Source organism: Orrella daihaiensis, from assembly GCF_022811525.1.
GTDB lineage: Bacteria > Pseudomonadota > Gammaproteobacteria > Burkholderiales > Burkholderiaceae_B > Algicoccus > Algicoccus daihaiensis.
The window spans coordinates 2061969-2076665 of record NZ_CP063982.1; the positions used below are offsets into that span (position 1 = coordinate 2061969).

The window sequence follows — 14697 nt, forward strand, 5'->3', positions numbered from 1 at the left end:
ACACCCGATAATACTGGATAAATAAACAGTATGACAATCACATCGTTAGGAAACCGCATCAGAACCAATATAAAGCGCCGAAATCTGGGGAATATCCTGTATGCAATTTGCAACAGCTGTGACAGAATTGCCTCGTCTGATCCGTAAAAATACGACAACATGAGAATACTGATCGCCGAAGATGACAGCCTTTTGGCTGACGCCCTAACCCAATCCTTGCGCCAAAGCGGCTATGCCGTGGATAACGTCAGCGATGGCATGGCTGCTGACACCGTTTTGCGTTCACAAGAGTTTGACCTGCTGATTCTTGACCTCGGCTTACCTCGCATGTCTGGACTTGAAGTACTGCAAAACCTTCGCGCTCAAAATTCACGCTTGCCAGTGCTGATTCTAACTGCGGCTGACTCGGTCGATCAGCGCGTGAAGGGGCTTGATTACGGGGCCGATGACTATATGGCCAAGCCCTTTGCATTGTCGGAACTCGAAGCTCGTGTGCGGGCATTGACGCGTCGCGGTGCTGGCGGTGGCAGCACTTTGCTAAAGCACGGGCGCCTTGTCTTTGATCAGACCGGCCGCGTAGCCACGGTCGATGACAAACCGCTTGAGCTGTCTGCACGAGAGGTCAGTCTGCTGGAAATACTGCTTACGAGAGCTGGGCGGATGGTAAATAAAAGCCAAATCGTTGACCACTTGTGCCAATGGGGGGAAGAGGTGAGCTCCAATGCCATTGAGGTATACATTCATCGGCTGCGCAAAAAGCTCGAACCCAGTGGCGTTCGTATTGCCACGGTCAGAGGCTTAGGCTACTGTTTGCAGCGTGACCCCAACGAAGTGAATAACGGTATGGGTAATGGTACCAACTAAGACCGAATATCAAGTTTGGATATGTAGGCACGTATGCCACCAAGCACTGCAGGCAACCTAGCCACAGGGGCAGCACCACTGACCCAAAATGCTTCCCTGAATGTCACCAACCCGGATGTAGAAGCAAGCTTTTCGCGGGGTGACGCCAATACACTGTATCGCCGAAGCCTTCTGGGTGAGATCCTGGACTGGATGCTCGCACCTTTGTTTTTATTGTGGCCTATGAGTGTGGCCATTACTTATGTCGTCGCCCAGGATATTGCCAACACGCCCTATGACCGGGGCCTGCGAAGTGCACTGGCGGTGCTGTCCGAACAAATTGAGTGGCCAAACGGGGGGGTTGGCCAACCCATCTTGCCGCTGAATCCGTTGACCAAAGTCGCGCTGCGTACCCATGACAGTGAAGGCGTATTCTGGAAGGCTCAAGTTGTTCTTTACACCGGTGACGGTCAGGTCGATGGACCTGTTATCGGCGGCGATGCCGCACTGCCAACACCGAAGCTCAACTATGAAGACATTCGCCCTGGCCGAGTGGACTACATGGACCAGACGATCAATGGATTTGATGTCCGTCTTGCCTATCAGTGGGCTTACAACCAGCGCTTCCCCACAGACGACCTGGTATTGCTGGTGGTAGCCGAAGGCCGCGAGCCACGCGTTGAGTTAGCCAATGCGATCATTAAAGGCGTGATCATTCCACAGTTTCTGGTATTGCCGGTGGCAGTACTTTTAATTTGGTTCGGCTTGTCACGTGGGGTGGCACCCATTAACGCCCTGCAACGCCGGCTACGTGCACGCCGCCCAGATGACTTGTCGGCCATTGAAGAACACTCCACCCCTGCCGAAATCACCCCCCTGGTAACCGCCATGAATGACCTTCTGAGCAGACTATCCGGGAATATCGAGGCGCAACGCAGGTTTGTTGCTGATGCCGCGCATCAGCTTAAAACCCCTCTCTCTGGTTTACGGCTTCAAGCAGAGTTAGCTTTAAAGTCGGCTCCGGATGCCGAAACCCGAGAAAACTTGCACAAGATAGTTGCGGGTACCGCACGGGCCACGCGTCTGATCAACCAGTTGCTGTTGATGGCCACCGCTGAAAACCCTGATCGAGTACAACTGGTGCCCCTAGACCTAAACAAGCTGGCGCGTCATGTAACTGAAGAATGGGTAGACCAAGCACTGGCTCGCGGCATAGATCTAGGCTTTGAAGACACACAGGAACCGGCCATGATACGGGGTCAATCCTTGCTGTTGTCAGAGGCCCTTAACAACTTGATTGACAATGCTTTACGTTACGCCCCGTACTCCGGACATGTCACTGTGAGCGTCAAGCTTTCAGATACCGAAGTTAAATTATGCGTCGAAGACAATGGGCCTGGCATATCGGCCGATGAGCGCACGCGAATATTTGACCGCTTCTATCGCGTACTGGGAACCCAAGCCCATGGCAGCGGGTTGGGGTTGGCCATTGTCAAAGAAGTCGCTCAGAAGCATCACGCCAACGTGATGGTCGACGCGGTGCACCCAAGCTCGATGCCACCCGGCACTCGTTTCACGTTGACCTTCAGGCGAGTGCGTTAGATACCGTCTGACCTTAAGTTTTGACTTAAGTCAAATATGCAGACTGTTGCAAAAATTCCACAAGGGTCGTAACTATTTGCAACAATAACAATCCGCAACAAAGCTCAGACCCTCTCGCCGTGCACTAAAACTCACCGCAAGATCTAGCGCCCAAGACCAAACCCTATATCTGTCAGCATTAAGTCAGGAAACTCTTCTACCATTTGCTTGTCTTTTGAATAACGAAAGACTGAGTTTTGAAATTCAGTGTCGTTGACTGTAGTCAAAGTTTGGCGAGTTTGCAGATATTAAGTCCGACACTGCAATTGGCTTAGGTTTTAGGATTTGGTTTCAGGATTTGATACCGGATTTCTTGCTTGCAGCTGGTTGCTGCTGTGGTTGAACGATCCCCCGCCGGATGGGACTGCTGCGCCCTACCGGCTTTTGAGGCCCTGATGCTTATCTGGGCCTCTTTTTTTTGCTGAATCACTCAAGCGCGCAAAAAGTGGTGGCTAATGAGCCTTCGGAACCCATGCGTCGCAGATTCGACGAACCAGTGATTGAACTCGCTACTTTGGCACAGCTGCCATCCGCCTTCGGAGTAACCTCAACACCGACCCAACCAAGGGCAGCCGTTCATAAAGACTCGCGGCCACATCCCAATAGTCCACGTGATCAGTGACTAGCCCCCGATCATCAATTTCAAATCGGGTGCCACCGGGGATATCAAAAGCCTGACCGCGCCATTCAAACTTGAACTGCCAAGCTACGAATGCACTACGTCCCGCATCAACCGGGTCTAGCTGTAATGGTTCGGTTCGCTTGGAGCTCTGTTCGATAACGTGCGTGATTTCAAAGCGCGCACCCGCGAGGTTCTCAAACATATGGGCATAGACAGTACGGATCTTATCAACACCCACTACATCATTAAAGGGGTCCTTAAAGTGTGCATTGCTCGCATAAATCTCGCCAATTGACTGCAAGGTCTCTGGTGTGAGCGATTCAAACCAAGCTGTGATCTTTGGCAATGGGCTCGTCATGATGGCATTCGTTATACAAGTGTGTTGATCAGTTATTGCTTGGTCGCCCGATGAAGCAACGGAAACCGCCATCTGTAAGGCAGACGACTCACCCACCTGAGTCCGTTGGCAAACCCGCGCGGAAATCGGATTTCAAACTGTCCACGGGCCATGCCACTAATAATGGCTTGAGCTGCTTGTGCAGGCGTCATCAAGCCTGGCATTTCAAAATCGTTTTTGGCAGTCATCGGCGTTTTTACAAAGCCTGGACTGATCAGGTAAACCCCAAGTCCTTTGGGCTCAAGCTCAAAGTACAGCGTCTCAGTAAAGTTCTGTAATGCCGATTTAGTCGCACCATAGACTACCGCGCGCGGCAGGCCGGTGTAGCCTGAAATACTGCCAATGATTGCCAGACCACCGTGGCGTTGCGTCAGCAGCCTTGGCACCAGATGCTTGACTGCCTCGTACATGCTGATCACATTCAGCTCGTAGCTAGCCCTGACCTCATCCATGTTCAGATTCCAGGCGTGCTGTGGGTCATAGCGGGCTGCGCCCAACACCACCAAATCCAACTCCCCAAGATGAGCGACCACTTCATCGACGGCTTGCGACCAGGCGTCTGAATCAGTCACATCGAACGGTATGACTATTGCATTTTTGCCATCGGGATGACTGTCGACCAGCTCATTCAAACGGTCCGCCCTTCTGGCCGATACCGCCACTTTTGCGCCTAGATCCAGAAGTGCAATAGCCAACGCAGCCCCTATGCCGCTCGAGGCACCAACGATCCAGACACGCTTGCCCGCCCAATCCTTGATAGGTGGATTAAGCGGCTTAAACAAAGACTTAAACATATCGACTCGCCTTAAGAACCTTGCGGCTTGATTGCGCCAGCGCCGTTGCTTGCGGGCTCACGCTTTTTAAAAAATAGCGACACTTCACCAAGGTCAAACCCGAACTTCGACATGGTTGAGCGATTCATCATGGTGTTCTCATCCATCAGCCACATCCAATCATCGAATTTGACCTCATAGACTTTGCCGTCTACTGGCAACTCAAGCGTGTATTTCCAATGCAGTGCATTACCAGCGACCTTGCCAATCGCCACGCCCACCACATCGTCGGCCGTACCATGCCAAGTGCCATCAGGCTGCTTAACCAGGGTCCATACACGTCGCTGTTTCTCTCCATCAGCATATGTGAAATATTCATCGAGTACACCTCGCTCAGGCGACTCCCACGTGCCAATGATCTCTACATGAAAGCGTCGCACGAGCTCGCCACTGCGCTTCTGAAAAATACCCCACGCATCCATCTCGCCATTAAAAAAGGTGGGTAGATCCAGCACCGGCTTTTGATCGGCGTACGTTGATACATCGACACTGCTACACGCAGTTAGCAGGGCCGCACTCATGGCGGCAAACAACGCTTTAACTTTCATGACAAAGACTCCGCTTGATTGAACTTCGTGGGCGCGGGCCAAATCACCCACGCTGCCATTACTTTGAAAGCCACTGGAAGAATCGCGTACAGAAGCGATAAGACACCTGCGGTCGCGGGCTCGCCTGGCACGTAACCCAAACCACCCAAAAGTGGTAAAGCCGCCCCCGCTGCCAGAGCAAGTGAGAACTTCGCAATCAGTGCCCAGAACCCAAAATAAAGACCCGTATTGGCCCTTTGTGCTGGGGCGATGGCATCGGCTAGCATCGCCGGTGGCAAGGCCAGATCAGCACCCAAGGCAGCTCCACTGACGGCACACACCAACACGTAGAGCCAGATATCACCCGCACCCAACAATGCGGCACCCATCAGCGCCATGCTGGCCATCACCGCACCCGCTGCCCAGGCTCTTCTCTTGCCAACTTTGTCTGAATAACGAACCCAGAGTGGCAAGGTCAGTAGCCCTGCCAGAAAATACACACCCAAAAATAATCCCGCCTGGCCTTTGGCCTGCAAGACGTCATCCACAAAAAACAAAATCAAGGTTGCGGGGATGGCCGCGGAGGTCGCATTAAATAGATAAAACCAGTAAAGCCTACGTATCGCGGAGCTCTTTAATGCCAAACGCCAATTCGAGCGAGACTGTGATGCGACTAGTATCGGCCTTGGTGAACCCAGCAGTGTCACAACCAATGCGATCATCAACACGACCGCAAACACGAGTGCGAACCAGGCGTAAGCTTGGGTCTCTCCGTACTGAGCCGCCCACAGTACCGGCAGCACTGAAGCTGCGACCACACCAATGACTCCGCTGGCTTCACGCCATCCCGTTACGCGTGCCCTACCCGCCTGGTCATCAGTCAAACGCGCGCCCCAAGCCAGATAACACACATTCAAGCAACTATGTGCGGTGTAAACCAGCACCAGAGTGAATGCCAGCCATAACAACAAAACTGTTTGATTCGAGCTTGCAGAGGCCACTTGTTCTGCAACAATCAACGAAGGCATGAACAGCAATGCAAAACTGAGCGCCAATACAATAGCGGCCAGAACCATCAACACTGCCCATGCCGATCTATGCTTGGCTAGCCGATCCACGAGGCGTCCAATGAACGGGTCTTGCACGGTATCAATTAACCGAATCGCAAACAAGGTCACGCCCAAGGCAGTAAGACTCACACCAAGGCTGTCGCTGTAGTACTTGGGTGCCATCATGTAAATTGGTAACATCGCCATCGCCAAAGGCAAGGCCAAGGCACTATACGCAGCCAATGGCCACTGGCGTATCACTGCGCGCTCCGTGACAATTTGCCCAGTAAAGCCTGACGCAAATCAGGTGCAGTCGTTTTAGGGCTGAGCCAAATGGCAAAAAACGCCTCAGCAAGCTGCTCATCTACCTGACCGGTCAATTGATCGTTATAAAAAAACACAGCGCCCTGGTCAGGCATATAAATCCCGGTCAACGTATCGCCTGCGCTTACCGACTCCATGACTTGATTCAACTTCTGAGTCCATTCAGGATGACGCTGGACGGGAAACCCTAAGTCACGCATTTGGTCAATCGACGCTTTGACAATATCAGCCTTGGATATCGACCGAGCGTAGCGTAGGCTAAGCGCAAACGGACGCCCCGATCGATACTCGCCAAATGGCGCCCACAGTGAGGCGTCATAAACCAAAAAACCCCACCATCGAAACTGCCCTGTACCCACTTGACTAGCGTTAGGCAAAAACACCTCCCACGCGGGTTTGTCAGCCCGAGCCGTCGCTGAATACGTCAAACTGGCAATGCTTAACAGCATGACTGATATCAGCAACAGTAGCTTTACCATCGCACGACGCATGTCACCTCCAATCATTGATGTGTGAGCAGCCATTGCTTGACATCGGTGCGCTGCTCGCGGAACCCGGCTTCGCAATAGGCCAGATACATACGCCAGATACGAATAAAGGATTCATCAAAACCAAGTGCCTTGACCTCATTTAACTGAGCATCAAACTGCTGCAGCCAGCGATTTAAGGTCTCTGCGTAATCAATCCCAAAGCTGTACTCATCCTCAACAGACAGTCTGGCCTGGGCGGCAAGTTGCCTAAAGCGAGAGGGGCTTGGCAGCATGCCGCCAGGAAATATGTATTGCTGAATAAAGTCTGTGCCACTGACGTAGGCATCGAACCGCTCATCTGCAATGTCAATGGTTTGGATCGCGATCTTGCCACCAGGCTTCAGACTTCTTCTGACCATCGAGAAAAAGCCTGGCCAGTGACGCAGCCCAACAGCTTCGAACATTTCTATCGATACGATGTGATCGTACTGACCTCTTACGTCGCGGTAATCACAAATCGACAGAGTGACTAGACTATCTAAGCCCTGACGCTGCATGCGATCTCTCGCCCAAGCCAGTTGCTCATCAGATAACGTGATGCCAGTGACTTGTATGCCACGCTGAGCAGCGCGCTCAGCCAAACCGCCCCAGCCACAACCGATTTCCAGAATGTGCTGACCAGGTCTTGCATCAATGGCATCGAGCAGACGATCGTACTTGGCATGCTGGGCAGCCTCTAAATCGCCGTCAACCCCATCCTTGAATATCGCAGCCGAATAACTCATTGATGCATCAAGCCACAGGCGATAGAACTCATTACCTAAATCGTAGTGCGCAAGGATGTTGCGCCGACTGCCTTTGCGGTTGTTGTCACGCAAAACCCAGTGGGCCAGGCGCTTGAACAACAACGCCCACCAACTGCCGTGCACCGCAGCCACCGCATCTTCATTGCGAAGCGCCAAGCGAAATAGACTCAATAGATCTGGACAATCGACCCACTCGCGCCGATAACTCTCAGCAAAACCGATATCACCTTGGCGCATGATCGCCGAAGCGCACGACCAGTCATGCACCGTTAGTTGGGCATGCGGCCATTGGCCCTGCTTGCCAAACAACATTGAACGACCTTGTGGATCGACCAATGTCAAAGAACCGACTTTTAGTTTGGAAAGCATGGCCACAAATGCCCGTGCTGCCCATGGCAATTCACGGATGGTCTCATGGTCTATCGCATATTCGTTAGCGTTCATCGTGAGGGTTCCTGGTTGGAAGTCACTACTTGGTTGGGTAAATCGGGAAGTTTGTAAAACTTGGCGCCGCCGCGCCATAGCTTTAAGGCATGCCAGTGAATGCGCACGATCACCCCAAAAGTCATCAAAGGCATCCGCAGGAACGCTTTAAGCAAACCGGCTGTTGTGTGAGGTTTGGGCTGCGCAGCAATGCCGGTTCGAATGATGGGCTCATCTAGTGATGCGTCATCGAAATAATCAATCGTCATTCGCTCCACCACCTGACCGTCATGCCGATGATCAACAACATGCTCAAATCGGTAGTGCCCAGTCACTGGACAAAACGGCGAGACGTGAAATACCTTCTGACAAATAAGCGCCTGTCCGTTCTCGATCGCACGCCCCTCTGGCGCAGTGAGCACATAATGGTGATGCTGCCCAAACGTGTTGTTCACTTCAGCCACCATGACCTTGAGCTGCCCGTCTCCATCGTGCAAATACCAAAAGCTCACCGGATTAAAGACGTAACCCAGCATGCGAGGGAAAGTTTGCAACCACACCGCACCGCCCGGATGATCGACACCGGTGGCTGCCAGCGTGTCAGACAACCAAGCATTCAAGTCAGCACCGTCTCGATAGCCATGGTCAGCGTTCATGAAACTCACCGGTCGCTTACGATTAAATCCAAACAGCCAACTCGTTTGTTTGGACAGCTCCCAAGGCTGATCGATACGCAGGCGCAAACAAAAGACCTCATAATTCAGAGGATGCTTAAACGGACGTAACCGCAGATGCCAGACTTTGGATTGGCATAGCTGTAAAACCTGCGTAGCATCACAGTCAGTTGCCATACAGATCTCGCCCCCACGGAATTGGTACGCCAAAGTCGTTCGCTACCGCAATCGCCGAGCGCAAGCCATCTTCATGAAACCCATAACCGCACCAGGCACCACAGAACCAAGTGCGTCGCTGGCCCTGAATCGACGGCAGCTGGCGCTGTGCCTCGATAAGCTTGGTGTCCATCACCGGATGGTCATAATCAAAGTGGGCGATCACCGCCTCGGGATCCGGCGCCTTGAAACTATTTAGTGTCACCACTACTGGCGTTTTAAATGGCAGGGGCTGTAATTTGTTGATGAGATAACTAACTGCCACGGGACGGGCAATACCATCTTGCTGCGCACTCCCCTCGGACATGTAGTTCCACGCTGACCAAACTTTGCGCCTGCGCGGCAACAAACTGGCATCCGTGTGCAGCACTGCGGTATTGGGTTGATAACGAATACCACCTAGCACCGCACGTTCGTCCTCTTGTAAGTCAAGCACCGCACAACTCGTGGGTGCATGACATGCCATGACCACCCCATCGAATGTCTCGCCACCGGCCGAGCTGGTGATTTCGACCCCGCCTTGCGCCAACGAGGGGTCACGCTTAACACCCCGCACGGCGCAATTCAGACGTGTGACTTGAATCTTGGGCAGCATGGCTTTAACGTACTCGCGCGAGCCACCGAGCACGGTACGCCACTGCGGGCGACCCTCAATTTGCAGCAACCTGTGATTCAAACAGAATTTAAGAAAGGTCTGTGCGGGAAAGCCCAGGATATCCTTGACAGAAGAAGACCAAATGGCAGCTGCCATGGGTAGCAGATACCAGTCCTGCATGGGTTTGCCATAGTTGTACCGGGACAATAGTTCGCCAAGCGTCATTGGGCATTGCTGAACTTCTTTTAAATAAGACTCGGCTGCCCTGTTAAAACGCAAGATGTCACGCAACATTGATAAAAATGCGGGACGAATAAGATTGGACTTTTGCGCGAAGACGCAAGCCAGATTGGTGCCAGCCCACTCAATATCGGGCCGATCGATCGACACACCAAATGACATATCGCTTTGGTGCACCGGCACACCTAACAATTCAAACAAGGCGATGAGATTCGGATAGGTCAGATCGTTGTGCACCAGGAAACCGGTGTCAACCGGATGGGTCTTGCCCTCTAGCGTAACGTCGACCGTGTTTGAATGCCCCCCAAAGTACGACCCTGACTCAAACAATGTGACGTGATAACGCTGCGCCAACAGCCATGCACTGGCTAGCCCAGCTATGCCAGACCCCACGACGGCAATGCGTGAGCCTGGCGCAGGAATGCGGGCGATGTCCTGCATTATCCCTGCTCCAGTCCGAGCAGTTTGGCTCGCAACGCCGGCGCACGGGTTTGCTCATCGAGCCAGACCGCAGCAAACGCGATCACGAATGCTGGATCACGGATTTCACCAAGCACGCCATCCCGATTAAAGAATGCCACGCCTACCCCCGGCTCAAACACCCCGATCAGGCGATCACCAAGCTTGACGTCGGGCAAGATGCCGACAAGCAATTCGCCCCAGCGCTCGGCCGTTTGAGCGTCAACATCCGCAATGCGCTGCATTTCGTCAACCGAGGTTTGCGCAATTTGCTCTGCCGTCACGTTTCGTAGGTAATTAAGGTCAAGTGCATAAATCTGATCGGCCGCAAAACACTCGCCCGCAATGTGCAAGGCCGCTCGATACACCCGAAAAACGCTCCAGGTGAACAGACCTTGGCCGTGGACATGCCAGTCACCAGCAAAGCGCTCCGTCAACGCGGTCGGAAGTGGCGCTATCTTTGGGGCATCGTCAAATGCATTGGTTACAGGCATAATGATCGCTACTGATGAGTTATAAAAAGACTTGCCGGTTGTGAGTCGGGAAATAACGCAGGACAATCAGTGTGTTGGGGTAGCTGTAACAAGCTAAAACGCACTACGCTGATCAGATCTTGCGCTGAATGGTCCAACTCGCTGACCCACCCTTAAACTTTAAAAGCTATAAAATGTACCGATTAGTTCAGAAAAATACTAAACAGTAACTTTGTGAACCGATTAGATACTATTTTTTTAACTAACGCAATACCGGCGTTACCCTGAATTTGAGTTCTCATGGCACAAACAGTGGCGTCCTCCTCCGAAAAAAAGCTCTCTTTCAGGGAGCAGCAGCACCAGTTCCGTGAAAACGCGATTCTCGACACGGTCAATCGACTGTTGGCACAAAAAGGCTACGACCTCATGACCATGGATGAGGTGGCTGCTGAGGTGGGTATTGCAAAAGCCAGTCTTTACAAACACTTTGAATCCAAGGAATCCTTGGCGGCTGCGTCCATGACCCGGTTTATCGAGGAAGCACTCGCGATGGCTCGAGGACTGTCACCACACATGGGTGCGTTGGAGAAATTGAAGTCCGTGGTGCGCTGGGCAGTGCGCATTCACCTATCGGGCACCATGCCTTCACTGCCATCGACGCGCTCGAGCATTCAGCATGCCCTGTTGTCGCATCAGCCCTACGTGCAACGCCTGGAAGAACTCACCGAAATACTCGGTGAATGGATTGGGCAAGCCCAGCAGACAGGTGAACTCTCACCCGCCCTGCCAGGAGAGGTCGTCCTCTACACCATCTACGCTCGCTCTTGCGATCCGGTAGCCGATTTCTTGAAAGGTGGTGGCGCTTTCAGTGACGATGACATCGTGGAACTTTTAGTACACACGTGTTTCGAGGGGATGGCAAAAGCACCGAGTTGCCTCTGATTTGAGGGCTATCGTCTCAAAGCTCGCCAAACCACAGCATACAAACCCCCACATCTGGCAAACATCAAACCGGCACGGGCTACACTGCGGGGTTGGCTCTGCACGCCGCGAAACACCTGTAAAAGATTGAAGGAATAATGAACGAGCATGTGGTTTAAGAATCTCAAAATATTTCGCTTGACCAAGCACTGGTCCAATCACATCAACGATCTGGATGCAGCACTTAAAGCCGACGCCTTTGCGCCTGCAGAAGACTTGAGTGCCGCAGCGACTGGATGGGTGCGACCCCGCGATGACGACGACCGATTCGCTCTCGAGGTTCAAGGCCAGTATCTGTTAGCTTTTAGGATAGAGAAGAAACTTCTGCCCTCGACTGTTGTTAACCAAACTGTCAAGGCGCGCGCGCAGCTGCTAGAGGCCGAGCAAGGCTATGCCCCGGGACGCAAGCAGCTGCGGGACTTGAAAGAAAACGTCACAGATGAATTACTCCCACGCGCCTTTAGCATTGCGCGTGATATCGCTATCTGGATAGACCCAATGAATCAGTGGTTAGTCATTGATGCGGCCGCAGCTGCCCAATCAGACGAGGTACTATCTGCGCTCGGCAGAAGCCTGAATCCATACCCAGTCGAGCCCTTAAAGTTGGAACATAGCCCAACCGCACTGATGACCGAGTGGCTGCTCTCGGGCCAACCGCCAGCAGGGTTCACCGTCGATGATGACAGCCAGTGGCAAGCGACCGGCGAACAGGCGGCCTCTATTCGCTACGTGCGACACGATCTACCGGCTCAAACAATCGCTAGTCACGTTGAAGATGGCTATCAGTGCACCCGTCTGGCACTGACCTGGCAAGACCGGGTCAGTTTTACGCTCACGGATACAGGGGACTTAAAACGGGTGACTCCACTCGAAGTATTGGAGGAGCGCGCAAAAGAGGCCTTGGTGCAGACCCCCGCCGAGAAATTTGACAGTGACTTTACGCTGATGACCGCAGAGCTAGCCAAATTGTTTGATGAGCTCATGCCAGTGCTTGGCGAAATCCGGGAAAAAAGTTGAAGCTGCCATGATTGATGGACTGACCGCCACTTGGGTGAGCAATACCGATACCCTGAAAGAGATTGAACTTAGAGAAACAGTCTCTCAAATCCAGCAAGACGGCTTAGTATTGTCAGTCATTCTGGTGGTGGGACCACCTGACCCAAACGCGCTGTCTTATTTGGTGCCGCGCTCAGTCTTTGAGCGCGGGCTAGCGGTTCACGTGGGAGCACTCTCAACACGGGGCGCTAACACAACCCCAGACGTCAATGAATTGCTCGATGAAATCCTGAACATCCTCGAGGTCATGAACCCACATGAAATCGTCGTGTTCATCTGTGACACACAAGACACGCTGACCGCAGCGGTTAATTTAATGGGGCTCTAACGCCATGATCAGGCCTCATCATAAAGAGATCCCAGGCCACCAAAAAAAGTGCCGCAATGAGCGGGCCAGCAATAAAACCACTGATACCGAAGAGAGTCAAACCGCTAAGCGTCGATATCAACACCAGATAGTCAGGCATGCGGGTGTCTTTACCTACTAACACGGGGCGCAACAAGTTATCCACCAAACCAATGACAAGCACCCCATACAGACCAAGAATCGCCGCTTGTACAAGATCTCCGGTCAAGGCAAAGTAAATAGCGACTGGCCCCCAAACCAGACCTGCGCCAACCGCAGGCAGCAACGACAGTACCGCCATGACGGTACCCCATAGTGTGGCCGACGGAATACCCAGCACCCAAAAAATCAATCCGCCTAGTGCACCTTGAACAATCGCAACCACGCCATTGCCCTTGACCGTGGCCCGTACCACCATGGCAAGTTTGTCGATAAAGCGGTCGCGCTGATGATCAGCCAGCGGCAAAGCGCGGCGCACCAGATCGGCTAATTTGGCGCCGTCACGCAACAGGAAAAATAGCAGATACATCATGATGCCCAGCTCGAGCACGAACAGAAAAGTGTTTTGCCCGAGACTTAAGGCTTGGTTGCCAATCACGCGGATCGCCTGCGTAGCAGCGCGCGATACATAATCCTTGATCGCCTCTAGATCATCAAATCCGACCCGGGTTAGCCACGGACGAACTGACTCAGGAATGGCGTTGTAGGACAACTCAATCCATTCACCCGCAGAAAACCCTCCGCTTTGGACAGTCCGGTACACCTGAATAGTCTCGGCAATCAGTGATCGCATGACCAGCGATACCGGCAAAAGCACGACCAGGATCACTGCCAGCAACGATAGGCAAGCAGCCAGATTACGACGCTTGGGCATACGCTGGACCAGACGCTTTTGTAGCGGATAAAACAGAATGGCAATCACCACCGCCCAAAACACAGCAGCTGCAAATGGCACCAGCAGCCATGCAAATGCCAGTGTGATCACCACAAGCAACACAATAAATGCACGATTGTGCATAGGGTCGGTTTGGCTCAAGGCGCGCTCCAGTGACTCACTTGTGGTTGATACTCAAGCATAACAATTTCGGCGAGGTCTGCTTAGACCAATCAGAAAATGCCTACTGTTCGATGAATGCCAAATCTGTACTTGCGCCCCCGCTTGAAGCCACTATCTGCGCAGATACATGATTGCTTATTAATATACTTTTTTATAAAATATTAGTAACCATATCGAACTTAGCAACTAACTCAGAAGCTCGCCATGAACATTCGCTGCCCTCATTGCAACAAACTGAACCGCGTGGCCAACGAGCGCTTGGGCGAACATCCAAGCTGTGGCGCGTGCGGTGAGCCACTTCTAACAGGCGTGCTGTCTTTGGACAGAACAGCGCTTGACGATCTCCTGGCACAATCAAGCTTGCCGGTGCTCGTGGACTTCTGGGCACCTTGGTGCGGTCCTTGCCGGATGTTTGCACCGACTTTCGAAGCAGCAGCCAAAAAGCATGGTCAGGCCCTGATATTCGCAAAGCTTGATACTGAGGCCAATCAGGCCGCGGGTGCCAAATTCAACATCCGGTCGATCCCGACACTTGCGGTATTTCATCGCGGTCAAGAACTCGGGCGGGTCTCTGGTGCACTACCGCCGGCGCAACTGGAAGAGTTAGTGGGCAACGTGCTGGCACACACATCAAAACCTTAAAACTTGTGGTGCCCCCTCGATCC

General features: G+C 52.7%; 16 protein-coding genes. 6 read left to right on the forward strand and 10 right to left on the reverse strand.

Annotation, left to right across the window (positions count from 1 at the left end):
- Positions 1 to 159 precede the first annotated feature (159 nt).
- Positions 160 to 864, forward strand: a complete 705-nt coding sequence (locus tag DHf2319_RS09545; protein WP_243477988.1) for a response regulator — start codon at positions 160 to 162, stop codon at positions 862 to 864.
- Positions 865 to 897: 33 nt separating this feature from the next.
- Positions 898 to 2445, forward strand: a complete 1548-nt coding sequence (locus DHf2319_RS09550; RefSeq protein WP_243477989.1) for a sensor histidine kinase — start codon at positions 898 to 900, stop codon at positions 2443 to 2445.
- Positions 2446 to 2993: 548 nt separating this feature from the next.
- On the opposite strand, the gene DHf2319_RS09555 is transcribed toward DHf2319_RS09550, so the two are convergent.
- The 9 genes from DHf2319_RS09555 to DHf2319_RS09595 are packed head-to-tail and all read right to left on the reverse strand — an operon-like array spanning position 2994 to position 10613.
- A complete protein-coding gene (locus tag DHf2319_RS09555; protein ID WP_243477990.1) occupies positions 2994 to 3464 on the reverse strand; it encodes a nuclear transport factor 2 family protein in 471 nt (156 codons plus the stop codon).
- 32 nt (positions 3465 to 3496) lie between these two features.
- Positions 3497 to 4297 (reverse strand): SDR family NAD(P)-dependent oxidoreductase, encoded by an 801-nt coding sequence (locus tag DHf2319_RS09560; RefSeq protein WP_243477991.1) that lies wholly within the window; start codon positions 4295 to 4297, stop codon positions 3497 to 3499.
- Positions 4298 to 4308: 11 nt separating this feature from the next.
- Positions 4309 to 4884, reverse strand: coding sequence for a DUF3833 domain-containing protein (locus tag DHf2319_RS09565; RefSeq protein ID WP_243477992.1), 576 nt, complete (start codon positions 4882 to 4884; stop codon positions 4309 to 4311).
- Positions 4881 to 6173, reverse strand: coding sequence for an MFS transporter (locus DHf2319_RS09570; RefSeq protein WP_243477993.1), 1293 nt, complete (start codon positions 6171 to 6173; stop codon positions 4881 to 4883). Before DHf2319_RS09570 ends, DHf2319_RS09565 begins: the two co-directional genes overlap by 4 nt.
- Positions 6170 to 6727, reverse strand: coding sequence for a chalcone isomerase family protein (locus tag DHf2319_RS09575; protein ID WP_243477994.1), 558 nt, complete (start codon positions 6725 to 6727; stop codon positions 6170 to 6172). The genes DHf2319_RS09570 and DHf2319_RS09575 overlap by 4 nt, the downstream gene beginning before the upstream one ends.
- Before the next feature lie 11 nt (positions 6728 to 6738).
- Complete coding sequence (locus tag DHf2319_RS09580) at positions 6739 to 7956, reverse strand: SAM-dependent methyltransferase (protein ID WP_243477995.1); 1218 nt, start codon at positions 7954 to 7956, stop codon at positions 6739 to 6741.
- Complete coding sequence (locus DHf2319_RS09585) at positions 7953 to 8786, reverse strand: DUF1365 domain-containing protein (RefSeq protein ID WP_243477996.1); 834 nt, start codon at positions 8784 to 8786, stop codon at positions 7953 to 7955. The genes DHf2319_RS09580 and DHf2319_RS09585 overlap by 4 nt, the downstream gene beginning before the upstream one ends.
- Positions 8776 to 10101 carry an NAD(P)/FAD-dependent oxidoreductase gene (locus DHf2319_RS09590; RefSeq protein ID WP_243477997.1) on the reverse strand — a complete coding sequence of 442 codons (1326 nt, stop codon included), beginning with the start codon at positions 10099 to 10101 and terminating at the stop codon, positions 8776 to 8778. Before DHf2319_RS09590 ends, DHf2319_RS09585 begins: the two co-directional genes overlap by 11 nt.
- Positions 10101 to 10613 carry a chalcone isomerase family protein gene (locus tag DHf2319_RS09595; protein ID WP_243477998.1) on the reverse strand — a complete coding sequence of 171 codons (513 nt, stop codon included), beginning with the start codon at positions 10611 to 10613 and terminating at the stop codon, positions 10101 to 10103. The genes DHf2319_RS09590 and DHf2319_RS09595 overlap by 1 nt, the downstream gene beginning before the upstream one ends.
- A 279-nt stretch (positions 10614 to 10892) precedes the next feature.
- Between DHf2319_RS09595 and DHf2319_RS09600 the strand changes: the two genes are divergently transcribed.
- The 3 genes from DHf2319_RS09600 (at position 10893) to DHf2319_RS09610 (ending at position 12957) form a co-directional block, all read left to right on the forward strand.
- Entirely contained in the window at positions 10893 to 11534 is a 642-nt protein-coding gene (locus DHf2319_RS09600) for a TetR/AcrR family transcriptional regulator (protein WP_243477999.1), read from the forward strand.
- Positions 11535 to 11681: 147 nt separating this feature from the next.
- A complete protein-coding gene (locus tag DHf2319_RS09605) occupies positions 11682 to 12590 on the forward strand; it encodes a recombination-associated protein RdgC (RefSeq protein ID WP_243478000.1) in 909 nt (302 codons plus the stop codon).
- A 7-nt stretch (positions 12591 to 12597) separates the two neighbouring features.
- Positions 12598 to 12957 carry a hypothetical protein gene (locus DHf2319_RS09610; protein ID WP_243478001.1) on the forward strand — a complete coding sequence of 120 codons (360 nt, stop codon included), beginning with the start codon at positions 12598 to 12600 and terminating at the stop codon, positions 12955 to 12957.
- Here the strand turns inward: DHf2319_RS09610 and DHf2319_RS09615 are convergent.
- Positions 12938 to 14011, reverse strand: coding sequence for an AI-2E family transporter (locus DHf2319_RS09615; RefSeq protein WP_243478002.1), 1074 nt, complete (start codon positions 14009 to 14011; stop codon positions 12938 to 12940). The two genes, DHf2319_RS09610 and DHf2319_RS09615, sit on opposite strands and share 20 nt — an antisense overlap.
- A 225-nt stretch (positions 14012 to 14236) precedes the next feature.
- Here DHf2319_RS09615 and trxC point away from each other — a divergent pair, with 225 nt between their 5' ends.
- A complete protein-coding gene (gene trxC / locus DHf2319_RS09620) occupies positions 14237 to 14674 on the forward strand; it encodes a thioredoxin TrxC (RefSeq protein ID WP_243478003.1) in 438 nt (145 codons plus the stop codon).
- Positions 14675 to 14697 lie beyond the last annotated feature (23 nt).

Bases quoted from the DNA above. Each gene is read 5' to 3' on its own strand.
- DHf2319_RS09545 (WP_243477988.1), top strand. From the start codon at position 160: ATGAGAATACTGATCGCCGAAGATGACAGCCTTTTGGCTGACGCCCTA.
- DHf2319_RS09550 (WP_243477989.1), top strand. From the start codon at position 898: ATGCCACCAAGCACTGCAGGCAACCTAGCCACAGGGGCAGCACCACTG.
- DHf2319_RS09555 (WP_243477990.1), bottom strand. From the start codon at position 3,464: ATGACGAGCCCATTGCCAAAGATCACAGCTTGGTTTGAATCGCTCACA.
- DHf2319_RS09560 (WP_243477991.1), bottom strand. From the start codon at position 4,297: ATGTTTAAGTCTTTGTTTAAGCCGCTTAATCCACCTATCAAGGATTGG.
- DHf2319_RS09565 (WP_243477992.1), bottom strand. From the start codon at position 4,884: ATGAAAGTTAAAGCGTTGTTTGCCGCCATGAGTGCGGCCCTGCTAACT.
- DHf2319_RS09575 (WP_243477994.1), bottom strand. From the start codon at position 6,727: ATGCGTCGTGCGATGGTAAAGCTACTGTTGCTGATATCAGTCATGCTG.
- DHf2319_RS09580 (WP_243477995.1), bottom strand. From the start codon at position 7,956: ATGAACGCTAACGAATATGCGATAGACCATGAGACCATCCGTGAATTG.
- DHf2319_RS09585 (WP_243477996.1), bottom strand. From the start codon at position 8,786: ATGGCAACTGACTGTGATGCTACGCAGGTTTTACAGCTATGCCAATCC.
- DHf2319_RS09590 (WP_243477997.1), bottom strand. From the start codon at position 10,101: ATGCAGGACATCGCCCGCATTCCTGCGCCAGGCTCACGCATTGCCGTC.
- DHf2319_RS09595 (WP_243477998.1), bottom strand. From the start codon at position 10,613: ATGCCTGTAACCAATGCATTTGACGATGCCCCAAAGATAGCGCCACTT.
- DHf2319_RS09600 (WP_243477999.1), top strand. From the start codon at position 10,893: ATGGCACAAACAGTGGCGTCCTCCTCCGAAAAAAAGCTCTCTTTCAGG.
- DHf2319_RS09605 (WP_243478000.1), top strand. From the start codon at position 11,682: ATGTGGTTTAAGAATCTCAAAATATTTCGCTTGACCAAGCACTGGTCC.
- DHf2319_RS09610 (WP_243478001.1), top strand. From the start codon at position 12,598: ATGATTGATGGACTGACCGCCACTTGGGTGAGCAATACCGATACCCTG.
- trxC (WP_243478003.1), top strand. From the start codon at position 14,237: ATGAACATTCGCTGCCCTCATTGCAACAAACTGAACCGCGTGGCCAAC.